Origin of the sequence: Wenzhouxiangella sp. 15190 (assembly GCF_003417465.1) — a bacterium.
Classification (GTDB): domain Bacteria; phylum Pseudomonadota; class Gammaproteobacteria; order Xanthomonadales; family Wenzhouxiangellaceae; genus Wenzhouxiangella.
This window is the reverse complement of sequence record NZ_QVMV01000011.1, coordinates 66,114-86,739: the sequence shown is the minus strand read 5'-3', so window position 1 is coordinate 86,739 and position 20,626 is coordinate 66,114. Positions and strand designations below refer to the sequence as shown.

Annotated in this window: 20 protein-coding genes; 16 read left to right on the top strand and 4 right to left on the bottom strand. The window is 65.2% G+C overall.

Translation table 11 applies throughout. The features are described 5' to 3' along the window. Nucleotides 1–79 precede the first annotated feature (79 nt). From DZK26_RS03270 to DZK26_RS03250, 5 genes are all read left to right on the top strand, one after another. On the top strand, nt 80–1,063 hold the full coding sequence (locus DZK26_RS03270) for a zinc-binding alcohol dehydrogenase (protein WP_116898102.1): 984 nt from the start codon (nt 80–82) through the stop codon (nt 1,061–1,063). Between the two features lie 62 nt (nt 1,064–1,125). Beyond that, the gene (locus tag DZK26_RS03265; protein WP_116898103.1) at nt 1,126–1,524 is read left to right on the top strand and encodes a 6-carboxytetrahydropterin synthase; all 399 of its coding nucleotides are present in this window, start codon (nt 1,126–1,128) and stop codon (nt 1,522–1,524) included. Then, nucleotides 1,521–2,600, top strand: a complete 1,080-nt coding sequence (locus DZK26_RS03260) for a glycosyltransferase family 4 protein (protein WP_220337132.1) — start codon at nt 1,521–1,523, stop codon at nt 2,598–2,600. The genes DZK26_RS03265 and DZK26_RS03260 overlap by 4 nt, the downstream gene beginning before the upstream one ends. Beyond that, on the top strand, nt 2,597–3,445 hold the full coding sequence (locus DZK26_RS03255; protein ID WP_116898105.1) for a class I SAM-dependent methyltransferase: 849 nt from the start codon (nt 2,597–2,599) through the stop codon (nt 3,443–3,445). The genes DZK26_RS03260 and DZK26_RS03255 overlap by 4 nt, the downstream gene beginning before the upstream one ends. Before the next feature lie 5 nt (nt 3,446–3,450). After that, on the top strand, nt 3,451–4,422 hold the full coding sequence (locus tag DZK26_RS03250) for a lysylphosphatidylglycerol synthase transmembrane domain-containing protein (RefSeq protein ID WP_181935607.1): 972 nt from the start codon (nt 3,451–3,453) through the stop codon (nt 4,420–4,422). Here the strand turns inward: DZK26_RS03250 and DZK26_RS03245 are convergent. Continuing rightward, nucleotides 4,352–5,203: a RibD family protein gene (locus tag DZK26_RS03245; RefSeq protein WP_116898107.1), complete on the bottom strand. Its 852-nt coding sequence runs from the start codon at nt 5,201–5,203 to the stop codon at nt 4,352–4,354. The genes DZK26_RS03250 and DZK26_RS03245 overlap by 71 nt on opposite strands. A 367-nt stretch (nt 5,204–5,570) precedes the next feature. On the opposite strand from DZK26_RS03245, the gene DZK26_RS03240 reads away from it, so the two are divergent. After that, nucleotides 5,571–6,689, top strand: coding sequence for a GTP cyclohydrolase II (locus tag DZK26_RS03240; protein WP_116898108.1), 1,119 nt, complete (start codon nt 5,571–5,573; stop codon nt 6,687–6,689). Nucleotides 6,690–6,714: 25 nt separating this feature from the next. On the opposite strand, the gene DZK26_RS03235 is transcribed toward DZK26_RS03240, so the two are convergent. After that, nucleotides 6,715–7,497 carry a creatininase family protein gene (locus DZK26_RS03235; protein WP_116898109.1) on the bottom strand — a complete coding sequence of 261 codons (783 nt, stop codon included), beginning with the start codon at nt 7,495–7,497 and terminating at the stop codon, nt 6,715–6,717. Between the two features lie 4 nt (nt 7,498–7,501). Further along, nucleotides 7,502–8,254, bottom strand: coding sequence for an FkbM family methyltransferase (locus tag DZK26_RS03230; RefSeq protein WP_116898110.1), 753 nt, complete (start codon nt 8,252–8,254; stop codon nt 7,502–7,504). Nucleotides 8,255–8,331: 77 nt separating this feature from the next. Between DZK26_RS03230 and DZK26_RS03225 the strand changes: the two genes are divergently transcribed. From DZK26_RS03225 to DZK26_RS03215, 3 genes are all read left to right on the top strand, one after another. Further along, nucleotides 8,332–9,921, top strand: a complete 1,590-nt coding sequence (locus DZK26_RS03225) for a sulfatase-like hydrolase/transferase (protein WP_147306649.1) — start codon at nt 8,332–8,334, stop codon at nt 9,919–9,921. Nucleotides 9,922–10,075: 154 nt separating this feature from the next. Beyond that, nucleotides 10,076–11,011 (top strand): glycosyltransferase family A protein, encoded by a 936-nt coding sequence (locus tag DZK26_RS03220; protein WP_116898112.1) that lies wholly within the window; start codon nt 10,076–10,078, stop codon nt 11,009–11,011. A gap of 15 nt (nt 11,012–11,026) precedes the next feature. Then, a complete protein-coding gene (locus DZK26_RS03215) occupies nt 11,027–11,809 on the top strand; it encodes a hypothetical protein (protein ID WP_116898113.1) in 783 nt (260 codons plus the stop codon). A gap of 11 nt (nt 11,810–11,820) precedes the next feature. On the opposite strand, the gene DZK26_RS03210 is transcribed toward DZK26_RS03215, so the two are convergent. Then, a complete protein-coding gene (locus tag DZK26_RS03210; RefSeq protein WP_220337134.1) occupies nt 11,821–12,843 on the bottom strand; it encodes a zinc-dependent alcohol dehydrogenase family protein in 1,023 nt (340 codons plus the stop codon). Nucleotides 12,844–12,972: 129 nt separating this feature from the next. Between DZK26_RS03210 and DZK26_RS03205 the strand changes: the two genes are divergently transcribed. From DZK26_RS03205 to DZK26_RS03175, 7 genes are all read left to right on the top strand, one after another. After that, nucleotides 12,973–13,242, top strand: coding sequence for a hypothetical protein (locus tag DZK26_RS03205; protein WP_116898114.1), 270 nt, complete (start codon nt 12,973–12,975; stop codon nt 13,240–13,242). Between the two features lie 52 nt (nt 13,243–13,294). Continuing rightward, the gene (locus DZK26_RS03200) at nt 13,295–14,707 is read left to right on the top strand and encodes a M20 family metallopeptidase (RefSeq protein WP_116898115.1); all 1,413 of its coding nucleotides are present in this window, start codon (nt 13,295–13,297) and stop codon (nt 14,705–14,707) included. Nucleotides 14,708–14,714: 7 nt separating this feature from the next. Beyond that, nucleotides 14,715–15,224, top strand: a complete 510-nt coding sequence (locus DZK26_RS03195; RefSeq protein WP_116898116.1) for an adenine phosphoribosyltransferase — start codon at nt 14,715–14,717, stop codon at nt 15,222–15,224. Between the two features lie 106 nt (nt 15,225–15,330). Next, nucleotides 15,331–16,716: a tryptophanase gene (locus DZK26_RS03190; protein ID WP_116898117.1), complete on the top strand. Its 1,386-nt coding sequence runs from the start codon at nt 15,331–15,333 to the stop codon at nt 16,714–16,716. A gap of 86 nt (nt 16,717–16,802) precedes the next feature. Further along, a complete protein-coding gene (locus DZK26_RS03185) occupies nt 16,803–18,230 on the top strand; it encodes an aldehyde dehydrogenase family protein (protein ID WP_258870857.1) in 1,428 nt (475 codons plus the stop codon). Between the two features lie 22 nt (nt 18,231–18,252). Next, on the top strand, nt 18,253–19,047 hold the full coding sequence (locus tag DZK26_RS03180; protein WP_116898119.1) for a lysophospholipid acyltransferase family protein: 795 nt from the start codon (nt 18,253–18,255) through the stop codon (nt 19,045–19,047). A gap of 82 nt (nt 19,048–19,129) precedes the next feature. Further along, complete coding sequence (locus DZK26_RS03175; protein WP_116898120.1) at nt 19,130–20,488, top strand: aminotransferase; 1,359 nt, start codon at nt 19,130–19,132, stop codon at nt 20,486–20,488. The last annotated feature ends 138 nt before the right edge of the window (nt 20,489–20,626 follow it).

The following is a 20,626-nucleotide window of genomic DNA, read 5'->3' as shown; positions in this document are numbered from 1 at the left end:
ATCTGATTTACTGGATACATCAACGTCAGCGTCACTGGGTTATCGTGATAGTGACGACTTATTGGAGTGAGGCAGCCTCATGAGTGGAACTGCTCGGGCTTTCTGGATCGTCGCGCCCGGCCGTGGCGAGATTCGCAGCGAGTCGCTACCGGATGTGGCCGGTGACAGGGTGCTTGTGCGGACTGTGTTCTCCGGCATCAGTCGCGGGACCGAGGCGCTTGTGTTCAACGGGCAAGTGCCGTCCTCGGAGTACGAGCGCATGCGCGCACCGTTCCAGCAGGGTGATTTTCCCGGCCCGGTGAAATACGGCTACAGCGCGGTCGGAGTCGTGGAGGACGGACCCGAGGTGTGGCGGGGACGAGCGGTGTTCTGCCTGCATCCGCACCAGGAGCGTTTCGTGGTGCCGGCCGAATCGGTCGTGTCGTTGCCTGAGGATGTGCCGGCCACGCGTGCGGTACTGGCGGCCAACATGGAAACCGCCGTGAACGCCGTCTGGGATGCCGGTATCGGCCCGGGCGATCGCGTGGCGGTTGTCGGTGCCGGCGTGATCGGATCACTGGTTGCCTGGCTGGCCGGTCGCATTCCCGGGACGGACGTCACGTTGATCGATCTCCAGACCCGGCGCGAGCGCCTCGCGGAGCGGTTGGGCGTGGGCTTTGCCGCACCCGGGCAGGCCGAGGGCGACTGCGACGTGGTCGTGCACGCCAGCGGCAGCGAATCCGGCCTGGCGAGCGCGCTGGCCCTGGCCGGCAACCAGGCCCGCGTAGTCGAGATGAGCTGGTACGGGACGACGCGCCCGGCGGTGCCGCTGGGTGAGGCCTTTCACTCGCGGCGGCTCTCGCTGATCTCGAGCCAGGTCGGGCAGCTCCCGCCCGAGCGGCAGCCGCGCTGGACGTATCGGCGGCGGCTGGAGCTGGCGCTGCGGCTGTTGACTGATCCAGCGCTCGATCACCTGATATCGGGTGCGAGTTCTTTCGAGAATCTGGCCGAGGACATGCCCGGGTTGCTGGGGCATTCGGGTGATGTGCTGTGCCATCGCATCGAGTACGGGCACGAGAAGTGAGCCCGCACTTGACGATTTCGCGCCCCGGGGCAGGATAGAAATTCAATGCGAGGAAGGAAAGCATGTACACACTGACCGTTCGCGATCACTTCATGATCGCCCACAGTTTTGCCGGGGAGATCTTCGGACCGGCGCAGCGCCTGCACGGCGCGACCTACGTCGTCGACGCAAGTTTCAGCCGGCCCGAACTGGACGACGACGACCTGGTCGTCGATATTGGACTGGCCGGTAAGGTCCTCGGCGAGATCCTGGCCGAATTCAACCACCGCAATCTCGACGAGATCGACGAGTTTTCGGGGCGGAACACGACCACCGAATTCATGGCCCGAGTGGTTTTCGATCGCCTGGCCGGTGCGATTTCCGAGGGCCGACTGGGATCCGCTGCCGACGGGTTGGGATACTTGAAGGTCGAGCTCAAGGAATCGCACCAGGCCTGGGCCAGCTTCGAAGGCGCGCTTTGAGCCAGCGACTTTGCATGATCGTTCCCGGCGACCCGGCGCAGCGCACCGGCGGTTACCTGTACGACCAGCACATCGTGCGCCAGCTTCGAGACCTGGGCTGGTCGGTCGAGGTGATCGGGCTCGAGGGGCGCTTCCCCGATGCCGACGATCTTGCCGCCAGGGCGATGCACCGGGCCTTGTCGGGGTTGCCCGATGGCGCCGCCGTGGTCATCGATGGACTCGCCCTCGGCGGCCTGCCCGACGCCGTGGCCGCCCATGCCGGGCGCCTGGATATCAGCGCGCTGGTGCATCATCCCCTGGCCGACGAGACCGGCCTGGATGCAGGGGTTCGGGATCGGTTGCTGGCGCGCGAAACCCGATCGTTGGAAGCTTGCCGCAGGGTCATTGTCACCAGCCCGTTCACGGCGCGTCGACTGCGGGAACTGGGTCTTGATCCACGAACTCCCCGGGTCGTCGAGCCGGGCGTGGACAAGGCAGAGACGGCCGAACCGGTCGCGGAACGGCTGCAGGGCCGCGAGCCGAAAGGCCCGGAGCGCTTGCTCTGCGTGGCCAGCCTGACGCCACGCAAGGGCCAGGACGTGCTCGTGCGGGCGCTGGCGCAACTGACCGAGCGGGACTGGCACTGCATCCTGGCCGGCTCGGACACGCGCGATGCGGGCTTTGCCGGGCGCGTTGCCGACTTGATTCGGGAAGCCGGCCTGATCGATGGCATCGATTGCATTGGCGAGTGCGATGAGAATGCGCTCGAGGCCGAGTATCGCCGGGCCGGCCTGTGCCTGCTGCCCTCGCATTACGAAGGCTACGGCATGGTGGTCGGGGAAGCGCTGGCGCGGGGGTTGCCGATGATCACGACGACCGGTGGCGCACTGGCGCAGACCGCACCGGACGACTGCTGCTTGCGGGTCGAGCCGGCCGACGCCGACGCGCTGCGCGACGCTCTGGCTCAGTGGTTGGACGACGCCGGCTTGCGTCGGCGCCTGACGGGCAATGCCGTCGCCCGGCGCGAACATTTGCGCAGCTGGTCTCAGGCGGGGCGCGAATTTGCCGCCGCCCTGGAGGGGGACCGGAGCCGATGACGAACGAGGCGGCCCGTTTCGAAGGCGACTGGCTCGCGCTGCGCGAGCCGGCGGATCACGCCGCGCGATCAGCGCCACTGGCCGATCGGCTATCGGAATGGCTGAAGAGCGCGGACCGGCTGCGAATCATCGATCTGGGCGCCGGCACGGGGAGCAACCTGCGCTGGCTGGCGCCGCGCCTGGATGCGCAACAGGACTGGCTGCTGATCGACCATGACGCCGCGTTGCTGGCGCGAGCGCGTGAAGGCTTCGCCGCCGGCAGCTCGGGGAAACCGGCGATCCGGGCACAAACGCGTTGCCTCGACCTGGCCGGCCTCCCGCGCGAGGTGTTCGATGACGCGGACCTGGTCACTGCCGCAGCCTTGTTCGACCTGGTCTCGGCAAACTGGATCGATTCCCTGGTCGAATGGATCGCGCACAGCGGCGCGGCCGCGCTGTTTGCACTCACGGTGGATGGCCGGCGCCACTTCGTCGATGAAGACGGTCGGTGGATCGACGACGAGCGCGACCGGCGTATGGAAACACTTTTCAACCGGCACCAACAACGAGGCAAGGGCTTGGGCGAAGCGCTCGGACCGAAGGCCGCCAGCGTGCTGCCAGCCGCGCTGGAGAAAGCGGGCCTGGCTGTCCGGATCGACGAGTCGGACTGGCGGCTTGGCGCCGCCGATGGACGAACGCTGGCACTCGGTTCGGCGCTGCTGGATGACTGGATGCGGGCTGTCGTGGCGCAGTCGCCGGAGGATGCAGCGTGTGTCGAATCCTGGTATCGAACCCGTCGAAACGAACTGGAAAACGGGCGCATCGGCCTGGTCGTCGGCCATGTCGACGTGCTGGCCCTGCCGTAATCATGATGACTGAGCGACGCCGGGTCGGACCGCTGCCGCGCTGGACGGTCAGTCTGGGCGTGCTCGGGATGCTGCTGTGGTGGCTGGATCCGGTCGCGATTGCGGCGGAAATTTCGGATTTCTCCCCGCTCTGGCTGGTGGCGGCGCTGGTCGTCACGCTCATCCAGATGTCGCTGTCGGCCTGGCGCTGGCGCTTTACCGCGCACCGCCTGGATCTTTCACTGCCGTGGCTGCGGGCGCTGGGCGACTATTACCTGGCGGTGTTCATCAATCAGGTGCTGCCGGGCGGGATGGCCGGCGATGCGTTGCGCGCACACCGTCACGCCCGCGATACCGGCTCGACGGGGCCGGCCTGGCGGGCGGTCATCATCGAGCGTGCCTCCGGTCAGTTCGTGGTCGCGCTGGGTACCGTGGTGATTCTCGGGCTGGTGCCGGTCTGGCGTGAGGTCTGGTCGGCGGCCCAGCACGACAGGGTCGGTGCGGGGCTTCTGACACTGCTCGCGTTGCTGTCGCTGGCCGTTGCCTTGGCGGCGGTCGCTCGGCGATGGCCGGCATTCTGGCGTGTGCTGCGCGAGGACATTCACGCAGCCCTGCTGGCACGGGCGGCCTGGCCGCGCCAACTCGCTTCCTCCGTAGCGATCGTGTTCAGCTATGTCCTGGTGTTTGCCCTGGCCGGTCGTGCCGTCGGTGTCGGCGTCGAGTTCACCTTGCTCCTGGCCGTTGCATTGCCGATCCTGCTGGCCATGCTGATACCGCTTTCGGTGGCCGGATGGGGGTTTCGCGAGGCGGCCGCGGCCTCGGTGTGGCTGGCGCTGGGGCTGCCGGCCGAACAGGGTGTGGCGGTGGCGATGGCCTACGGGCTCGTCAACCTGGCCGCGTCACTGCCCGGCGCATTGCCGCTGCTGGTCAGGCCCCGCCAGGGGCAGCGCGCAGATCGACGTCGACGAGCAGTTCGTCTTCGAGCGAAAAGGGCCTGAAGGGCGGTCGGCGGGCCTGGTCGAGCCGTTCGATCACGGGCAGGTTCAGGCTGTTCCGCCCCGAGCCGATGATCAAGGGTGCGATGAGCAAGTGCAGGCGATCGAGTGCCTCGGCCTCGATGAAACGCGAAACCGTTTCGGCCCCGCCCTCGATCAGGACCCGATTCAGGCCGTGGGCTTTCAGGGCGGAGAGCACGGCAGCGGGCGAGAAAGCGCCTTGCTCGGGGGTCAACACCAGGCGTTCGACGTGCCCGCTCGCGGGTTCGGGCGATGCTTGCGGACCGACGATGTGCAGCACGCGCGGTGGCCTGCCGCTGGCATTGAACAACGGACCCTCGACTGGAACCCGGCCGCGCGGATCGATGACGACCCGCACCGGGTCGGGCCCGGCAACATGACGGACGGTCAAGCGCGGATGGTCGGCACAGGCGGTGCCGGCGCCGATCACCACCGCGTCGACGAGCGCCCGCAGACGATGCAGGTGCGTACGCGCGGCGGTGCCGTTGATGTAGTGCGAGTGCCCGCTTGCGGTGGCGATCCGTCCGTCGAGACTCTGTCCGAGTTGGGCGATCGCCATGCGGCTTGCCGTGGCCAGCGGCGCCAGCGAATCCAGCAGCGTGCGGGACGCTTCATCGAGCGGTGAATCGCCCTGCCAGTTTCCCGAGGCGAACAGCGTGATGTCGCCCGCCGGGGTGGATCGGCGCCAGCTCTTGCGTTCATGCCAGTCCAGACCGCGCGCCTCGAGCAGCACTTCCCAGATCGATTCACTGTATTTCGTCATAGCTGTCGCTCAAGGCGTCCGGGATGGCAATTCACAAACTAAGACATTGACGAACCCTTCCACATTCAGAGCCCCGGACGCGTTCGCTCGCAAGGCGCGTTGGCGAAGGCATAGTACGGCCTACGTCGAGCCAATGGAACGCAGCGAGCGAGCGAGTCCGAGGCTCCCGAAGGGCTTGCCTCTCGGCGTCCGTGGACTGCGTTCTCGCCGTTCGATGTAGGGTCGCTACTATCTTCACGTCGACGCCTTGCCACGAACGCCGAGAGACAAGCTGAATGAGGCAGGGTTCGTCAATGTCTTAGTTCAGCCGCATGTCGCTTACCGTTTCGGGACATGCGATCATGATGGCACAAGCTGTGAGCGAACCATGTACCAGGTAGAACGCGCGATTTTCGATCTCCGCCGGGGACTCCCGGTCATCATCGACGGCGACCACGAGGGCTCCGATGCCGGCGTTCTGGTCTATCCCGTCGAATCCATCGCGGATACGGATTTGCGAGAGACGCTCGAGCTGGCCGGTGGTGAGCCGGCCCTGACCGTCACACGCCATCGTCTGGAAGCGATGGGGTTTTCCATCCACGCCGAGGCGGCCTGCCTGCCGCTGCACGGGGCCGACGGCCTGCGTGCCGAAGCGCTCTACCTGGCCGCGGCGTCCAGCGAAGGGATCCGGGCCGGGTTGTTCGACGACCCCCGGCCCGCCAGCGCCACCGAACGCGCCGGTCTGGCGCTAATGCGTCGTGCCCTGCTGGTGCCCGCAGCATTGACCGCACGTATCGACGGCAGTCGGCGTGCCGCGCTCGAGTCCATGGTTGCCGAGGGCAGGCTCCTGCGCGTGTCGGCGCGCTCGGCCGAAAGCTGCTTCGAGTCCGGTACCGGGATGCTGCGCCGGGTCAGCGAGGCGGACGTGCCGCTGGCCGAGTCGGTGCGCTCGCGCTTCATCCTGTTTCGCGAGCCTGACGGTCTGCGCGAGCATGTCGCGGTGGTCATCGGCGACGCGGCCAGCTGGGCGGAGGAAGTGCCCGTCCGCCTGCACTCGGCCTGTCTGACCGGCGATCTTTTCGGCAGCCTGCGTTGTGACTGCGGTGAACAATTGCAGAATGCGGTACGGACCATTGCCGATCTCGGCGGCGGGCTCTTGCTGTACCTGGCGCAGGAGGGGCGGGGCATCGGCCTGGCCAACAAGTTGCGAGCCTACGAGCTTCAGGATGCCGGGCTCGACACGGTCGATGCCGACCAGGTACTCGGGTTCAGTGAAGACGAGCGGCGCTATCGCGTGGCCGTCGACATTCTCGCCGCGCTTTCCATTCGTCGCGTCAGGCTGCTGACCAACAATCCCAACAAGGTGCAGGCCCTGGCCGAAGGCGGGATCGACGTTGCCGGGCGCGGCAGCCTGTACGGCCGGGTCACCCGGCAGAATCGGCGTTATCTAGAAGCCAAGGCCCGACGCTCGGGGCACCTGCTGGGCGACGTGCTGGACGAGCAGTAATGCGTCATCGGCTGGTTTCCCGGAGTTACGTTGCTTTCGAACGCTCGGGCGGCCACTCGAGATCCCGGCTGGCTTCGATTACTTGCGCCAGGCGCTCGGCGTAATGGCCCACCAGGCGTTCGCCCAGTTCCGGATTGGCCGAGGCGGCGTCTCCGACGACGCCGGCCGGGTGCAGGTCCCGGGCCAGCCAGGCCCAGGCTGCTTCACCCTGCGGCGCCAGCGGTCCGCGCTGCGGGTAGTTCGGCTCGAAGTCCCGCGCCCGGTCCATGCGAACCAGTTCAGGCGCCAGGTGGCGCATCATGGCCGTTTCGGCCAGGCCGCCGTGCAAGCCGTCGCGCAGTTCGGCGGCGGCGAGCAGGTCGGTGGGGGGTTCGAACTGCATGTAGCTGGCCTTGACTGCCAGCAGGTTGAGACGACGCAATTCGAGCGCGGCGTCATTCATCCAGCCGATGTTGCCGCCGTGGGCGTTGACGAGCACCAGGCGCTCGAGACCGGCACGGGCAAGCCCTTCGCCGACGGCCATGACCTGGCGCTTGAGCTGATCGGCGGAAAGACTCAGCGTGCCGGCAAAATCGGCATGTTCCTCGCTTGCGCCGAGCGAGAGCGGGGGCAGGATCAGCAGGGGGAAATCGTTTTTCAATCGGGCACTGGCGGCGTCGAGCAGGCCTTCGCCGATGATCCGGTCGGTCGCCAACGGCAGGTGGGGGCCGTGTTGTTCGACGGCACCGAGCACCATAGCGGCAACCGGGTTTTGACCTGCCAGGCGGTCGAAGTCGGTAGTGGTCAGTTCGCCCCAGTAGTGACGCATGGTTTCAGCTTCCGGTCGGGCCGTGAACGGCGTAGAGATCGCCCGACGCCAGTCCGTCGGCGCCGGCGGCAAGCCAGCCGCGAATCGTGCTTGGTTGTGCCCATTCAGGCCACAGAAACGCCCGTTGCTCGCCCGCTACCGCATTGTAGCGATAGTCGCCCAGGGCCTCCAGACGGTCTACGCAGGCCTGTGCGCGGGGCAGGGCGCCCGCGACGAACTCCACTGACAGGGCCGGGAGGGGCTGGGACAGGCCTTCGAGCACATCGCTTTCGTGTCCCTCGACATCGATCTTGCAGAAATCCGGCAGGCCGTGACGATCGATGAGAGCATCCAGGGTGGTGATCGCCACCTCGATCTCGTGCGACCAGCGAACGGCAGCGAACCCGGCGTGCCGCCTCGCGACTTCGGCGCGCCAGCCCTGCGAGAGCGACGCGACCGCCGGATGTGTCTCACTCAGCGCCAGGCGACCCCGGCCCGGCCGGGCTCCCACCGCCTGTTCCAGCAGGACCACGCCGGCGTCGCGGCCGTGAAATCGTCGCAGCCAACGCATCATCGAGGGCTGGGGTTCGAGGGCGACGACCCGCGCGCCGAGGCGGCGGAAGGCTCGCGTACGATCACCCAGATGCGCCCCGATATCGAAGACCAGGCCGTCTTTCGGAACGAACGGTTGGTACAGCGCCAGCAGTCCATGCAGGCGACCGGGCCGGCGGTAGCTCCACATCGACCGGGCCAGGCCGAGGATGCTTCGCACCGTCATGAGCGGTGTTCTGCGCGCCCGGGCGGCGCAAGGGCTGATATCAGCGTGTTCATGTTTCCCATTGTGCGCCATTCGTCGTGAACCGGGGCAGGGCGGACGGTCATACGATTCGGCCCCTGACTTGGCTGTTGCTGGCCGGACTGGCGCTGAACCTGCTGCTGGTGCTGCCGGCCTGGTGGCGCGACGGCCAGGTCGGCAGCGTGTGGTTCGCGCCCGAAGCGTGGTTGTTGCCTGCGTTGGCCGCACTCTTGCCGGAGGGGCGATCCGGGCGGGTGCTGCGCCTGGTCCTGGCTGCCGGACTCACACTGGCGATCGTCGCGGGTATTTCCGACGGGCTCGTCCGTTCCGTTCTGGGCCGGCCCCTCAATGTCTTCATCGATGTTCTCATGCTGCGCGCGGGATTCGACCTGATCGAAGGCAGCGTGGGACTATGGGCTGCCATCGGCGCCTCGATCATCGTGGCCATGGGCGTGGCGGTCGTCGCCTGGGCGGTCTGGCGGCTGTTCGTAACCGCGGCCTCGTCCGCCCGGCGCCCGGCGCTGCTGCTTCTTGCGCTCGGGCTGATCGCAAGCCTGCCCTGGGCCGCATCGTATTTGCCGGGTGTCGCTCCCCAGCTACCCGGAATGTGGGCGCAGCAGGTCGAACAGTTCGACCAGACCCGCCGTGCCCGGCGCGAGCTGATTGTGGCGGAGGACGCCCCGGCGTTCGCGGCCCGCGCGTTGCCCGGCCTGGCCGGGCGCGACGTCTATTTCGTGTTCATCGAGTCCTACGGCGCAAGCGTGCTCGACCGGGATCGCTACGCCGGGCGCATGGTTCCGTATCTCGAGCGCTGGGGTGAGCGCCTGGATACGACGGGCCTGGCCGTCGTCAGCGGACGCCTCGAAGCACCCATCCGGGGTGGCCAGTCCTGGCTTTCTCACACCACGGTGCTCAGCGGCCTGACGATCGACAGCCAGCTCTGGTACCGGATGCTGCAGGCACGCGACATCGACGTGCTGACTGAAGATTTTCGCGCCACGGGACATGTGTCGCTCAATCTCGCGCCGGCCATCGTCGACGACTGGCCCGAGGGTGAACGACTCGGTTTCGACCGCGTCTACGCCGCCGGCGACCTCGGCTACGAGGGCCCGTCGCTGGGCTGGGTGACGATGCCGGACGAGTTCACCCTGCACACCTTCAGCGAAAATATACGACCCCGATTCGATGCGCCGGTCTTTGCCCAGATCGCCCTGATCAGCAGTCACTGGCCCTGGAGGCCGGTAATCGAACCCACGCCCGAGCCATCGCGAATCGGCGACGGACGCATCTATGAACGCTGGCACGGTGAGGGCGGGGATCCGGTCTCGCTGCTCTTCGATCCCGCGGCCCAGCGCGAGGCTTACCTGGAAAGCATCGAATACTCGCTCGAGGTCACGTTCGACTGGGCCCGCCAGCTGCGCGATGGCGCGCTGCTGGTCGTGCTCGGCGATCACCAGCCGACGTCGGTGATTACCGGCCGTGGCGCCACGGCGGCCGTGCCGATTCATGTCATCAGCACGGACGAGCGTCTGCTTGCCGGATTCGAACGGCGCGGGTTCGTTTCCGGCCTGGTTCCGGGCAATGATGGACAAGCAGCGGAGATGGCACAGCTACGGCACTGGCTGAGGACGGATTTCGCCCACGATTGAGGTGGAGGGGGTCTCTATCCGGACATTTGCCATGGATGCGCTGGGGGCTTAGTCTATGGCAGACCTTCCACAGCCTGTCCGATCATGCTCGTTGCCAATACGTCAATGCAGTGCCGAGTCTCGCGGCAAGCTGACGGCCGCCCGGGGTTCCTGCATGGCTGATCGCGTTGCCTCGGCAGGGGGGCTGGGGTATCGATTGCGCCTGGGCGGCATCTGGCTGGCGGCCAGCGGGCTGGTGCCCGCCCGCTGGTTTCAGCCGCCCCCGCCGAAGAAGTCCGAACGTGCCGCCCGTACGGGGATGCTCCATGTCGAGATCGTCAGTCATTGCTGGCGCTATGCCCACTTGATGGCTTACCAGCTCAGTTCGCTGGTCAATCATCCGCCCGAGGACGTGGTCGTGACCATGACGGTATTTCATGCGTCGGAAGATGCCGAAACCGTCCGCCTGCTCGAGTACTTCGGTGCGATGGAGGTGCCCAACGTGTCCTGGAACTGGCAGGCGCGCGACAAGACGTTGCTGTTTCGCCGCTCGATCGGGCGCAACGAGGCGGCGTTGGCCAGTGGCGCCGACTGGGTCTGGTTTACCGACTGCGACGTGGTCTTTCACGAGGGCTGCCTCGACGGCCTGGGGAAAGCGCTGCAGGGAAGCCGGGAGGCGCTGGTGTATCCCGACCACGAGTTCTGCTCACCCGTCTACGAGCCCGGGGATCCGGTGCTGGAGGCCGCGCGCGAGCCTTGTCTGGTCGAGATCGACACGGCGACTTTCGTTCGCCAGGAGCGCACACGGGCAACCGGACCATTGCAGATTACCCACGGCGACGTTGCTCGTGCATGCGGTTATTGCAGGGACATTCCCGTCTATCAGCAGCCGACCGACCGCTGGGCCAAGGCCCAGGAGGATCGTGCTTTTCGCTGGCTGCTGGGCACGGGTGGAAAGCCGGTTGAGATTCCTTCCGTTTATCGCATTCGTCACCAGGCCAAGGGTCGCTACCGCAGGCGGGGCGTTCACAGCCGACTGCGTACACGGGTTCGTCAGGCCCAGTTGCGAGTGCGTGAGCGCGGAAACAGCGCCGATGCCGACCAGACATGATGAGTTGACCCGCGTATGGTCAAGACGCGAATTCGTTTCCACATCGGCGCGCACAAGACGGCCACGACCCACCTGCAGATGACCCTGGCCCGCTGTGATCTCGCGGCCGGTACGCGTTACGTGCCGCTCAAGCGGTTGCGTCGACTGCTGACCTCCAGGGTGAGGAAGGGACGGCTGATCGTGCCGTGGCATCGCTGGTATTCGGGTACCTGGCTGTTTTCCGACGAGAACATTCTGGGGACCACGGCCAACGGCCTCAGAATGTATCCGCGCCCGGCGACCGCGCTGCAGTATTTCTCGGATTGTGATCTGTTCGTGTTCCTGTGTATTCGCAGTTACGACAGCTTTTTGCCCTCGGCCTGGGGTGAGCGCCTCTGGCATCACGAATTCCAGCCCTTCGAGCCGGCGATGCCGCAACGTCGATGGACCGACGTGGTCGATGATTTGCACGCGGCGCTGCCCGGGGTGCCGATTCACGTCTGGCGCTATGAGGACTACCGGGTGCATGCCGAAGCCATCACCCGCTACTACGCCGACGGCGCCATCGAGCGTTTTCCACCGCCCCGGCAGTCGCAGCCCAAGTCCGGTTTTTCGGCCCGCGCGGTCGCGGAGCTGGAAAGATATGCCGGATCCAAGATCGGCAAGCAGCGGCTTGAGTCAATTCGCGAGCGATTTCCGGTGGGTGATGACTATCCCCGATACGATCCATGGAGTGATGGGCAGAGGAATTCGCTTCGCCAGATGTACAGCGAGGATATCCGGGCCCTGCAGGAACGCGTCAACGTCTGGGAACCCTGAACGCACAAGGGTCACGCCGCCAGGTCGATTACGGCAGCGCCGGTGAAGCGGCCATTCCGCAAATCCTCGAGGGCCTGGTTGACCTGTTCCAGCCGGTAACGATGGACGGTGGTCCTGATCGGAACCCGGGGTGCCAGGGCCAGGAATTCCTCGCCGTCGCGGCGCGTCAGGTTGGCAACTGAACTGAGGCTGCGTTCTTCCCAGAGTTTGTGATATGGGAATGACGGTATATCGCTCATATGGATGCCGCCGCTGACCACTTGCCCGCCGCGGTCGATATGATTCAGTGCCGTGACCATCAGATCGCCCACCGGGGCGAACACCAGGGCGGCGTCGAGTGTCACCGGCGGTGTCTCGTCACTGCCACCGGTCCAGGCCGCACCCAGTTCGCGGGCCAGTTGCTGGGCCGCGTCATCGCCGGGACGGGTGAAGGCATAGACTGACTGGCCGAAGTGCTGCGCGAGCTGCGCGAGGATATGGGCCGCGGCGCCGAAGCCGTAGATGCCGATGCGGGTATTGTTCTCGCCGCCGGCCAGTCGCCAGGTACGGTAGCCGATCAGTCCGGCGCACAAGAGGGGTGCAATATCCAGCGGGGTGGCTTCGGGCGGCAGCGGAAAGCAGAAGGGTGCGTGGGCGCGGGCATATTCGGCGAATCCGCCGTCGAGCGTGTAGCCGGTGAACTCGGCCGATTCACAAAGGTTCTCCCGGCCGCGACGGCAGAAGCGGCAGTCGCCGTCGGTGCGGCCCAGCCAGGGCACGCCGACGCGGTCGCCGACCGACAGATCAGGGACGTCGTCGCCCAGGGCCACCACCCGACCGACGATCTGGTGGCCCGGAATGAGCGGCAGCTTCGGTGCGTCGAGCTCGCCGTCGACGATGTGCAGGTCGGTACGGCAAAGTCCGCAGGCTTCCACGCGCAACAGAACCTGGTCGTCGGCCTCGATCGTCGGCACGGCAACCCGGCGTGATTCGAGTGGCCGGCCGGCACCCTCGAACACCATTGCGCGCATGGTCTCGGGAATCGATTCGGTCATGACCTGTTCAGCCTGTCCGGATGAGGGTTGCAACGTCAGTGTAGATCGAATGTCCGTTCAGCGCATGCTCAGGGAGCATCTCTTTGTGCGTGCTAGTCTCTGTATTGATTCTTGAATGGGGACGGATTGATGCGTGTTTTTCTCTTTGTTTTCATGCTCCTGGCGCCCGCCGCATATGCTAGTTGCGAACTTTCCTCGGCGCGACTGGACAACGAGTTGCTCAAGGTGGGCGATTCCGAACGCAAGGTAATCGGGCATGATCCCGACCGCACCGTGCAACTGGAAAACCGGCGAGGCGGCGCCGCCGGCATTCGCTACGATTTCTACCTGCGTGGCAAGACCATCCAGGTCCATGTGCGCGGCGGCCGGATTTCCAGGATCTGCCATTTCAATGATTGAATTCGGTGAGGCCCTGCCATAATGTCGGCTATCGACTTTGTGGAGATGAGAGATGCAACTGGATCAGGCGAGTGCCACCATCGAGAAACTCTGGCAGGAGAGCATCATCGACGAGTTGGTCGAGTACATCCGCATTCCCGCCAAGTCGCCGGACTTCGATCCCGACTGGGAAGAGAACGGCTACATCGACGCGGCGGTGGACCATATCGCCCGCTGGTGCCGCGACCAGCCCATCGAGGGACTGCAGGTCGAAGTCGTTCGCCTGGAAGGGCGCACACCCCTGATTTTCATGGAAGTGCCGGGCACGATCGACGACACGGTGCTGCTCTACGGCCATCTCGACAAGCAGCCGGAAATGACCGGATGGTCGGAAGGGCTCGGTCCCTGGAACCCGGTCATCAAGGATGGCAAGCTTTACGGCCGTGGCGGTGCCGACGATGGTTATGCGCCTTACGCCTCCCTGGCGGCCATCCGCGCACTGCAGGAGCAGGGCAAGCCGCATGCGCGCTTCGTGCTGATCATCGAGGGTTGCGAGGAGTCCGGTAGCTACGACCTGCCGGCCTATATCGACCACCTGGCCGAGCGCATCGGTTCGCCCTCGCTGGTGGTCTGTCTCGATTCGGGGGCGGGCAACTACGAGCAGCTGTGGATCACGACGTCGTTGCGGGGCATGGCGGCCGGCACCCTGCACGTCGATATCCTGACCGAAGGCGTGCACTCGGGCATGGCCTCGGGCATCGTGCCGTCGAGTTTCCGGATCGCCCGGCAGCTGATTTCGCGCCTGGAGGACGAGACGACCGGGCGGATCCTGCCCGAGGCGCTGCAGGCGGAGATTCCACGGCAGCGCCGGGAGCAGTTGGCGGCCGTGGCCGAGGAACTGGGCGAGGGCGTTAGTCAAGCCTTTCCCTGGGTCGAGGGTGCCGAGCCGATGGGCGAGGACCCCCTCGATCGGCTGCTCAACCGCAATTGGGGAGCGGCGTTGTCCGTCACGGGGGCCGGCGGCCTGCCGGATCTGGGCTCGGCCGGCAACGTGTTGCGTCCGGGTACCTCACTGAAGCTGTCCATGCGCCTGCCGCCGACGCTCGACGGCGACGAGGCGACCGAGCGCGTCAAGCAGATCCTGGAATCCGATCCACCCTACGGTGCGAAAGTGCGTTTCGAGCCCGAGGCCGCCGCAACCGGGTGGAATGCGCCGGAGGTCATCCCCTGGCTCGACGATGCCTGCCAGAGTGCCTCAAGGGCCGTCTACGGCAAGCCGGCGATGTACATGGGCGAGGGCGGCACGATTCCCTTCATGGCGATGCTGGGCGAGACCTTCCCGGATGCCCAGTTCCTGATTACCGGCGTGCTGGGGCCGAAGTCGAATGCGCACGGACCCAATGAATTTCTGCACCTGTCCTATGCGAGCAAGCTGACTACGGTGGTTGCCGGCGTTCTGGCCGACCATGCCGTTCGCGCACGCTGAGGCTGGTATGGACTACCGCGCTCTCATTCGCGACGTGCCCGACTGGCCGGAACCGGGCGTGGTGTTCAAGGACATCACCCCGCTACTGGCCGACCCCAAGGGCCTGGCCTGGGCGGTCGATCGACTCTACGAGCCTTTCGTCGGCAAGGGAATCGACCTGGTTGCCGGGATCGAGTCGCGCGGCTTCATCTTTGCCGTCGGTGTGGCTCGGGCTCTGGGCGCCGGGTTCATCCCGGTCAGAAAGCCCGGCAAGTTGCCGCGACCGACGGTTCGGTGCGACTACGAACTGGAGTACGGCAACGATGCGGTGGAAATGCACGCCGATGCAGTGGTCGAAGGGCAACGGGTGCTGATCGTGGACGACGTTCTGGCCACCGGCGGCACCATGGGGGCGACCTGCGAACTCCTGGCCGATACGGGGGCGGACGTTGTCGGGGCTGCGGTGCTGATCGAACTCGGCTTTCTCGAAGGCGCCGGGCGCGTTACCGCCCCGCTGCACTCGGTGCTGGTTTATTGAATCGAAGCCGCCTGGCCTTGTGCCGGTGTTGAACGCGCTGGGGGTGAAGACAGTCGAGCCAGCGGCTATCATGCCTTCAGGTTTCAATCAGCGAGTCATCAACCCCATGCCCGAGCAATTCCGAACGGTGATCGAGCCGTTTCGCATCAAGGCCGTCGAGCCGATCGCCATGACCACCCGGGAAGAGCGGGAAAAATTTCTGAAATCAGCGCATTACAACCCGTTCAAGCTGAAGTCCGAGCAGGTAATCATCGACCTGTTGACCGACAGCGGTACCTCGGCGATGAGTGCCGAACAGTGGGCCGGCATGATGCGTGGCGACGAGTCCTATGCCGGCTCGACAAGCTGGCAACGTCTGGAACGAGAGATTCGGGACCTGACCGGCTATCCGCATATCCTGCCGACGCACCAGGGCAGGGCGGCCGAGCGGATTCTCTACAGCCATCTCGGGGGGGAGGGCAAGGTTTTCCTGAACAACACCCATTTCGACACCACACGCGCCAATATCGAGTACAGCGGTGCCGAGGCGATCGACTGCGTCACGCCGGAGGCCGGCAAGGCCGACAGCGATTTTCCCTTCAAGGGCAATGCCGATGTCGCACGCATGGCCGAAATCGTCGAAGAGCGAGGCGCCGAGAACATCGCTGCGATCATCTTGACGGTGACCAACAATTCCGGCGGCGGCCAGGCGGTGAGCATGGCCAACACACGAGCGGTCAGGGATCTGTGTCGCAAGCACGGCATCCTGTTCATTCTCGATGCCTGCCGCATCGCCGAGAACGCCTGGTTCATCAAGCAGGACGAGGAAGGTTACGCCAGCAAGTCCTGCCGCGAGATCGCCACGGAGATGTTCGGCCTGGCCGACGGCTGCGTGTTCAGCGCCAAGAAGGACGCGCTCGTGAACATGGGCGGCTTCCTGGCGCTCGATGATGCCGAGCTGGCCGAACACTGCACCAGCGTGTTGATCATCACGGAGGGTTACACGACATACGGCGGCCTGTCGGGCCGTGACATGGAAGCGATCGCCATCGGGCTCGACGAGATCTTCAACGAGGACTACCTGCGCTATCGCACGCGCTCGACCGCCTACCTGGGCGAGCACCTCGACAAGCTGGGCATTCCGGTGATCAAGCCGATCGGCGGCCATGCCGTCTACGTCGACGCCGGCCAGCTCTATGATCATCTCCCGGTCGATCAGTACCCCGGCCAGTCTCTGGTGTGCGAGCTCTACAAGATGGCCGGTATCCGTTCGGTGGAAATCGGCTCGGTGATGTTCGGCAAGTATGACGAAGAGGGCAAGTTGATACCGGCCCCGCGGGAGCTCGTGCGCCTGGCCATTCCGCGTCGAGTGTATACCCAGAGCCATGTCGACTACCTGATCGAGGCCTTCGAGATCGTGCGTGACCAACGGCACGCGGCGCCGGGCTACCGGATCACCTGGGAACCGCGTTTTCTGCGTCATTTCACCGCGGACTTCGAGCCGATCGGGTAGGGAGGATTGCGCCCAAAGCGCTGCGGGGCCAATATGTGGGAGAGATGGCGCCGTAGGTCGGGGTTACATCCGCGACGAACGAGACCTTGGACGCCCCCGCAACCGGAAATCGCCAGGATCGGAGCGAGATCATGACAATCGAACCCGCCCAATACCCGAAAATGCTGGACGAACTGCGTGCCAGCTTCGATCAGGGCGTTACGCGCTCCCTGGCGTGGCGCCGCGAGCAGCTGGCCAACATTTCCCGCATGCTGGAGGAAAACGAGGAGCGCGTCGCGGAAGCCCTGGCCGAGGATCTCGGCAAGCCGCCGCAGGAAGTCCTGCTGGGCGAGACGGCGCTGATCTTCAGTGAAGTCGATCATGCCCGCAAGCGCCTCAAGCGCTGGGCGAAACCGAGACGGGTGCCCACACCCATGGTCGGCAAGCCCGGCAGGAGTTGGGTGCAGCCCGAACCCTATGGCGTGGTGCTGATCATCGGCGCCTGGAACTATCCCATTCAACTGCTTCTCAGCCCGCTGATTCCGGCGCTGGCGGCCGGTAACTGCGCGGTTGTCAAACCCTCGGAAGTGGCCGTGGCCACCTCGAAGTTGATGGCTGAACTGATTCCGGAGTATCTGGACGAGCGCGTGGTGCGTGTTGTCGAGGGTGCGGTCGAGGAAACCACGGAACTGCTCAAGCAGCGCTTCGACCATATCTTCTATACGGGGGGATCCGCCGTGGGCCGGATCGTCATGCGCGCCGCTGCCGAACATCTCACCCCGGTCACACTGGAGCTCGGCGGAAAGAGTCCCTGCGTGATCGACCAGGGGGCTGATCTCGAATCGGCGGCTCGACGACTGATCTGGGGCAAGTGTCTCAATGCCGGCCAGACCTGCATCGCGCCCGACTACGTGCTGGTCACGCCGGGTGAGCGAGACAAGCTTATCGGCGCCATCGAGCACGAACTGTTCGAGATGTACGGTTCCGATCGACTCGGCAGTGCGGATTACTGCAAGATCATCAATCGCCGTCATTTCGACCGCTTGCGCGCATTGCTCGACAGTGGGCACGTGGTCATCGGCGGCCGCATCGACGAGGAGAGCTGCCGTATCGAACCGACCGTGCTGACCGACGTCGCAGCCGACTCGCCGGTGATGCAGGAGGAAGTTTTCGGCCCCATCCTGCCGATCCTGGAAGTGGATGACCTGGATGAAGCAATGGCCTTCATAGGTCGTGGCGAGAAACCGCTTTCGGCATACCTGTTCACCCGCTCGGGCGAGTCAGAACGACGCTTTGCCGAGTCGGTTTCGACCGGTAATCTCTGCATCAATGACACGCTGATGTTCATGTCGGTGCCGGAGTTACCTTTCGGCGGTGTGGGCAACAGCGGCATGGGGCAGTATCACGGCAAGGCGGGCTTCGATCGCCTGTCGCATCTCAAGGCGGTGATGAAGCGCGGCCGCTTCCCGGAGATCCCGATCCGTTTCCCGCCCTACAGCAAGACAAAGATGCGGCTTCTGAAATGGTTTAGTTGAACTGGTACACGAGAGGGGAGAAATGGAGGAACAACGACACGACGGCGTGGCCGAGTCCGTCGAGCGCGGATGGGGTCGTTTGCGCCTGGTGCCCGAGTGGTTATGGTGGCCGATCAATGCCGTGCAGCTCGTTTTCACGCTGCTGTGGTCGGCCGGCTGCATCACACTGGCCTTGCTGGTGTGGCTGGTGTTCGGCAGTGAGCGCATTCCCCTGCGTATGGCGGCTTGGCTGTGGGCGCCGGGCCTGATTCTCGGAGCCGGGGCGCGGCTGAAAGTCTCGGGCCTGGAGAATGTTGATTTTTCGAAGCCGCACATGCTGGTAGCGAATCACCAGTCCATGATCGAGATCTGCGCGCTGTTCATGGCCGTGCCCGTGCCGCTTCGTTTCATGCTCAAGGCCTCGCTGGGCCGGGTGCCGTTTCTGGGCTGGTACACCCGTGCCATGGGCATGATTCTGTTGCAGCGCGGAAATTCCGCCGCGGTGACGGCTCAACTCGAGCACGCTGCCGGGTTATTGCGCGATGGACACAGCCTGGCTGCGTTTCCCGAAGGTACGCGCAGTCGCGACGGCGGCGTACGTGCGTTCAAGGCCGGTGCGTTCCAGGCCGCGATCGAAGCGGGCGTCCCGATACTGCCGGTGGCCATCGAGGGCAGCGGACGGGTCATGCCGCCGGGCGGCTTCAGCATCCGGCCCGGAACCATTCGCCTGGCCTTTGGCCAACCGATTGCCACGGATGGGCTTGGAGCGGCGGATCGCCGAGCGCTGGCGCGCCGGGCACAGGTTGCCGTGAGCGAGAGCAAGCGGCGGATCGATTGACGGCGAGATAGCGGTCGGTCACACGTGCGTTCAAACCCCGTTATCATCCCCGGCTGGTTTCCCGTTTCCAAGTGATCTGCTCATGACTACCGACCGCCTCGGCCAGCTCGATCTCGACCACCTGTTTCATCCCTCCACGGACCTCAAGACGCATGGACAGAGCGGTCCGCTGATCTGGGAGCGCGGGGAGGGCGTTCATGTTTACGATACCGATGGAAAGCAGTACCTGGAGGGCATGGCCGGGCTGTGGTGTACCGCGCTGGGGTATGGCGAGCCGGAATTGGTCGAAGCGGCGAAAAAGCAGATGGAGACGTTCTGCTACGGACCGCTGTTTGCCGGCAAGGCCAACGAGCCCAGCATCCGTCTGGCCGCCAAACTGGCCGAGTGGGTGCCCATCGAGGGCGCGCGCTTTTTGTTCGGCTGTTCCGGTTCGGACGCCAACGACGCCCAGGTCAAACTGATCCGCTATTACTTCAATGCCATCGGCAAGCCGCACAAGAAAAAGATTCTCTCGCGTGAAAACGCTTATCACGGCGTCACCCTGGCTTCGGCGGCATTGACCGGACTGCCGGCTTTCCACAAGAATTTCGATCTGCCGGGCGACGACGTCATTCACCTGACGGCGCCTTACCACTATCGTCATGCCGAGCCGGGTGAGAGCGAGGAGGCCTTTTCCGATCGCCTGGCCGAGGAATTGCGGGCGGTCATCGCTCGCGAGGGAGCCGAGAACATTGCGGCGATGATCGCCGAGCCGCTGATGGCTGCCGGCGGCGTGATCCCGCCGCCGGCCGGCTATTTCGAGAAGATCCAGCCGATCCTGCGCGAGAACGACATCCTGATGATCGACGACGAGGTCGTCTGCGGCTTCGGCCGCACCGGCAACGACTTCGGTTGCCAGACCTGGGACATCCAGCCGGCGACGATGACCATGGCCAAGGCCCTGTCTTCGGCCTACCAGCCGATTTCGGCCGTGGCTGTGCCACCGTTCATGTATGAAGCGATCGCCGAGGCTTCAGGTGAAATGGGCCTGTTCGCCCACGGGCTGACTTATGCCGGACACCCCGTGGCGGCAGCCGTGGCACTGCGCAACCTCGAACTGATGGAAGAACGCGGCGTCATGGTGCATGCCGCGAAGATGGGAGAACGGTTGCAGGCTGGTCTGGAGCGCGTGCGCGAGCATCCCCTGGTGGGCGATGTTCGAGGTGAGAGTCTGATCGCCGGGGTGGAACTGGTGGCTGACCGCGAGACGCACGAGCGTTTCGCCCCCGAGAAGAAGATTGCTTTCAAGGCCGCCTCGGCCTGCCTGGAGGAGGGGCTGATCGTCAGGGCGCTGCCCGGCGACACGATCGCCGTCTGCCCGCCGCTGATTATCGATGAAGGGCAGGTGGATGAGTTGGTGGAGAAGTTGGTGCGGGGGCTCGACAGAGTGATCGCGCCATAGGCGCGTTGGCTCGTTCGCTGGTTGGCTAGTTCGGCACAGACCGGATTGCGGGGCGGCTTTGCCGCGCCCGGCTGACAGACATTCAATTTGAACTCGGGAACCAGCCAACCAGCTAACAAGCCAACCAGCTAACGCTTT

What these genes read in the sequence shown, in the direction of transcription:
- DZK26_RS03270 (WP_116898102.1), top strand. Translation starts at nt 80, where the DNA reads ATGAGTGGAACTGCTCGGGCTTTCTGGATCGTCGCGCCCGGCCGTGGC.
- DZK26_RS03265 (WP_116898103.1), top strand. Translation starts at nt 1,126, where the DNA reads ATGTACACACTGACCGTTCGCGATCACTTCATGATCGCCCACAGTTTT.
- DZK26_RS03255 (WP_116898105.1), top strand. Translation starts at nt 2,597, where the DNA reads ATGACGAACGAGGCGGCCCGTTTCGAAGGCGACTGGCTCGCGCTGCGC.
- DZK26_RS03250 (WP_181935607.1), top strand. Translation starts at nt 3,451, where the DNA reads ATGACTGAGCGACGCCGGGTCGGACCGCTGCCGCGCTGGACGGTCAGT.
- DZK26_RS03245 (WP_116898107.1), bottom strand. Translation starts at nt 5,203, where the DNA reads ATGACGAAATACAGTGAATCGATCTGGGAAGTGCTGCTCGAGGCGCGC.
- DZK26_RS03240 (WP_116898108.1), top strand. Translation starts at nt 5,571, where the DNA reads ATGTACCAGGTAGAACGCGCGATTTTCGATCTCCGCCGGGGACTCCCG.
- DZK26_RS03235 (WP_116898109.1), bottom strand. Translation starts at nt 7,497, where the DNA reads ATGCGTCACTACTGGGGCGAACTGACCACTACCGACTTCGACCGCCTG.
- DZK26_RS03230 (WP_116898110.1), bottom strand. Translation starts at nt 8,254, where the DNA reads ATGACGGTGCGAAGCATCCTCGGCCTGGCCCGGTCGATGTGGAGCTAC.
- DZK26_RS03220 (WP_116898112.1), top strand. Translation starts at nt 10,076, where the DNA reads ATGGCTGATCGCGTTGCCTCGGCAGGGGGGCTGGGGTATCGATTGCGC.
- DZK26_RS03215 (WP_116898113.1), top strand. Translation starts at nt 11,027, where the DNA reads ATGGTCAAGACGCGAATTCGTTTCCACATCGGCGCGCACAAGACGGCC.
- DZK26_RS03210 (WP_220337134.1), bottom strand. Translation starts at nt 12,843, where the DNA reads ATGACCGAATCGATTCCCGAGACCATGCGCGCAATGGTGTTCGAGGGT.
- DZK26_RS03205 (WP_116898114.1), top strand. Translation starts at nt 12,973, where the DNA reads ATGCGTGTTTTTCTCTTTGTTTTCATGCTCCTGGCGCCCGCCGCATAT.
- DZK26_RS03200 (WP_116898115.1), top strand. Translation starts at nt 13,295, where the DNA reads ATGCAACTGGATCAGGCGAGTGCCACCATCGAGAAACTCTGGCAGGAG.
- DZK26_RS03195 (WP_116898116.1), top strand. Translation starts at nt 14,715, where the DNA reads ATGGACTACCGCGCTCTCATTCGCGACGTGCCCGACTGGCCGGAACCG.
- DZK26_RS03190 (WP_116898117.1), top strand. Translation starts at nt 15,331, where the DNA reads ATGCCCGAGCAATTCCGAACGGTGATCGAGCCGTTTCGCATCAAGGCC.
- DZK26_RS03180 (WP_116898119.1), top strand. Translation starts at nt 18,253, where the DNA reads ATGGAGGAACAACGACACGACGGCGTGGCCGAGTCCGTCGAGCGCGGA.
- DZK26_RS03175 (WP_116898120.1), top strand. Translation starts at nt 19,130, where the DNA reads ATGACTACCGACCGCCTCGGCCAGCTCGATCTCGACCACCTGTTTCAT.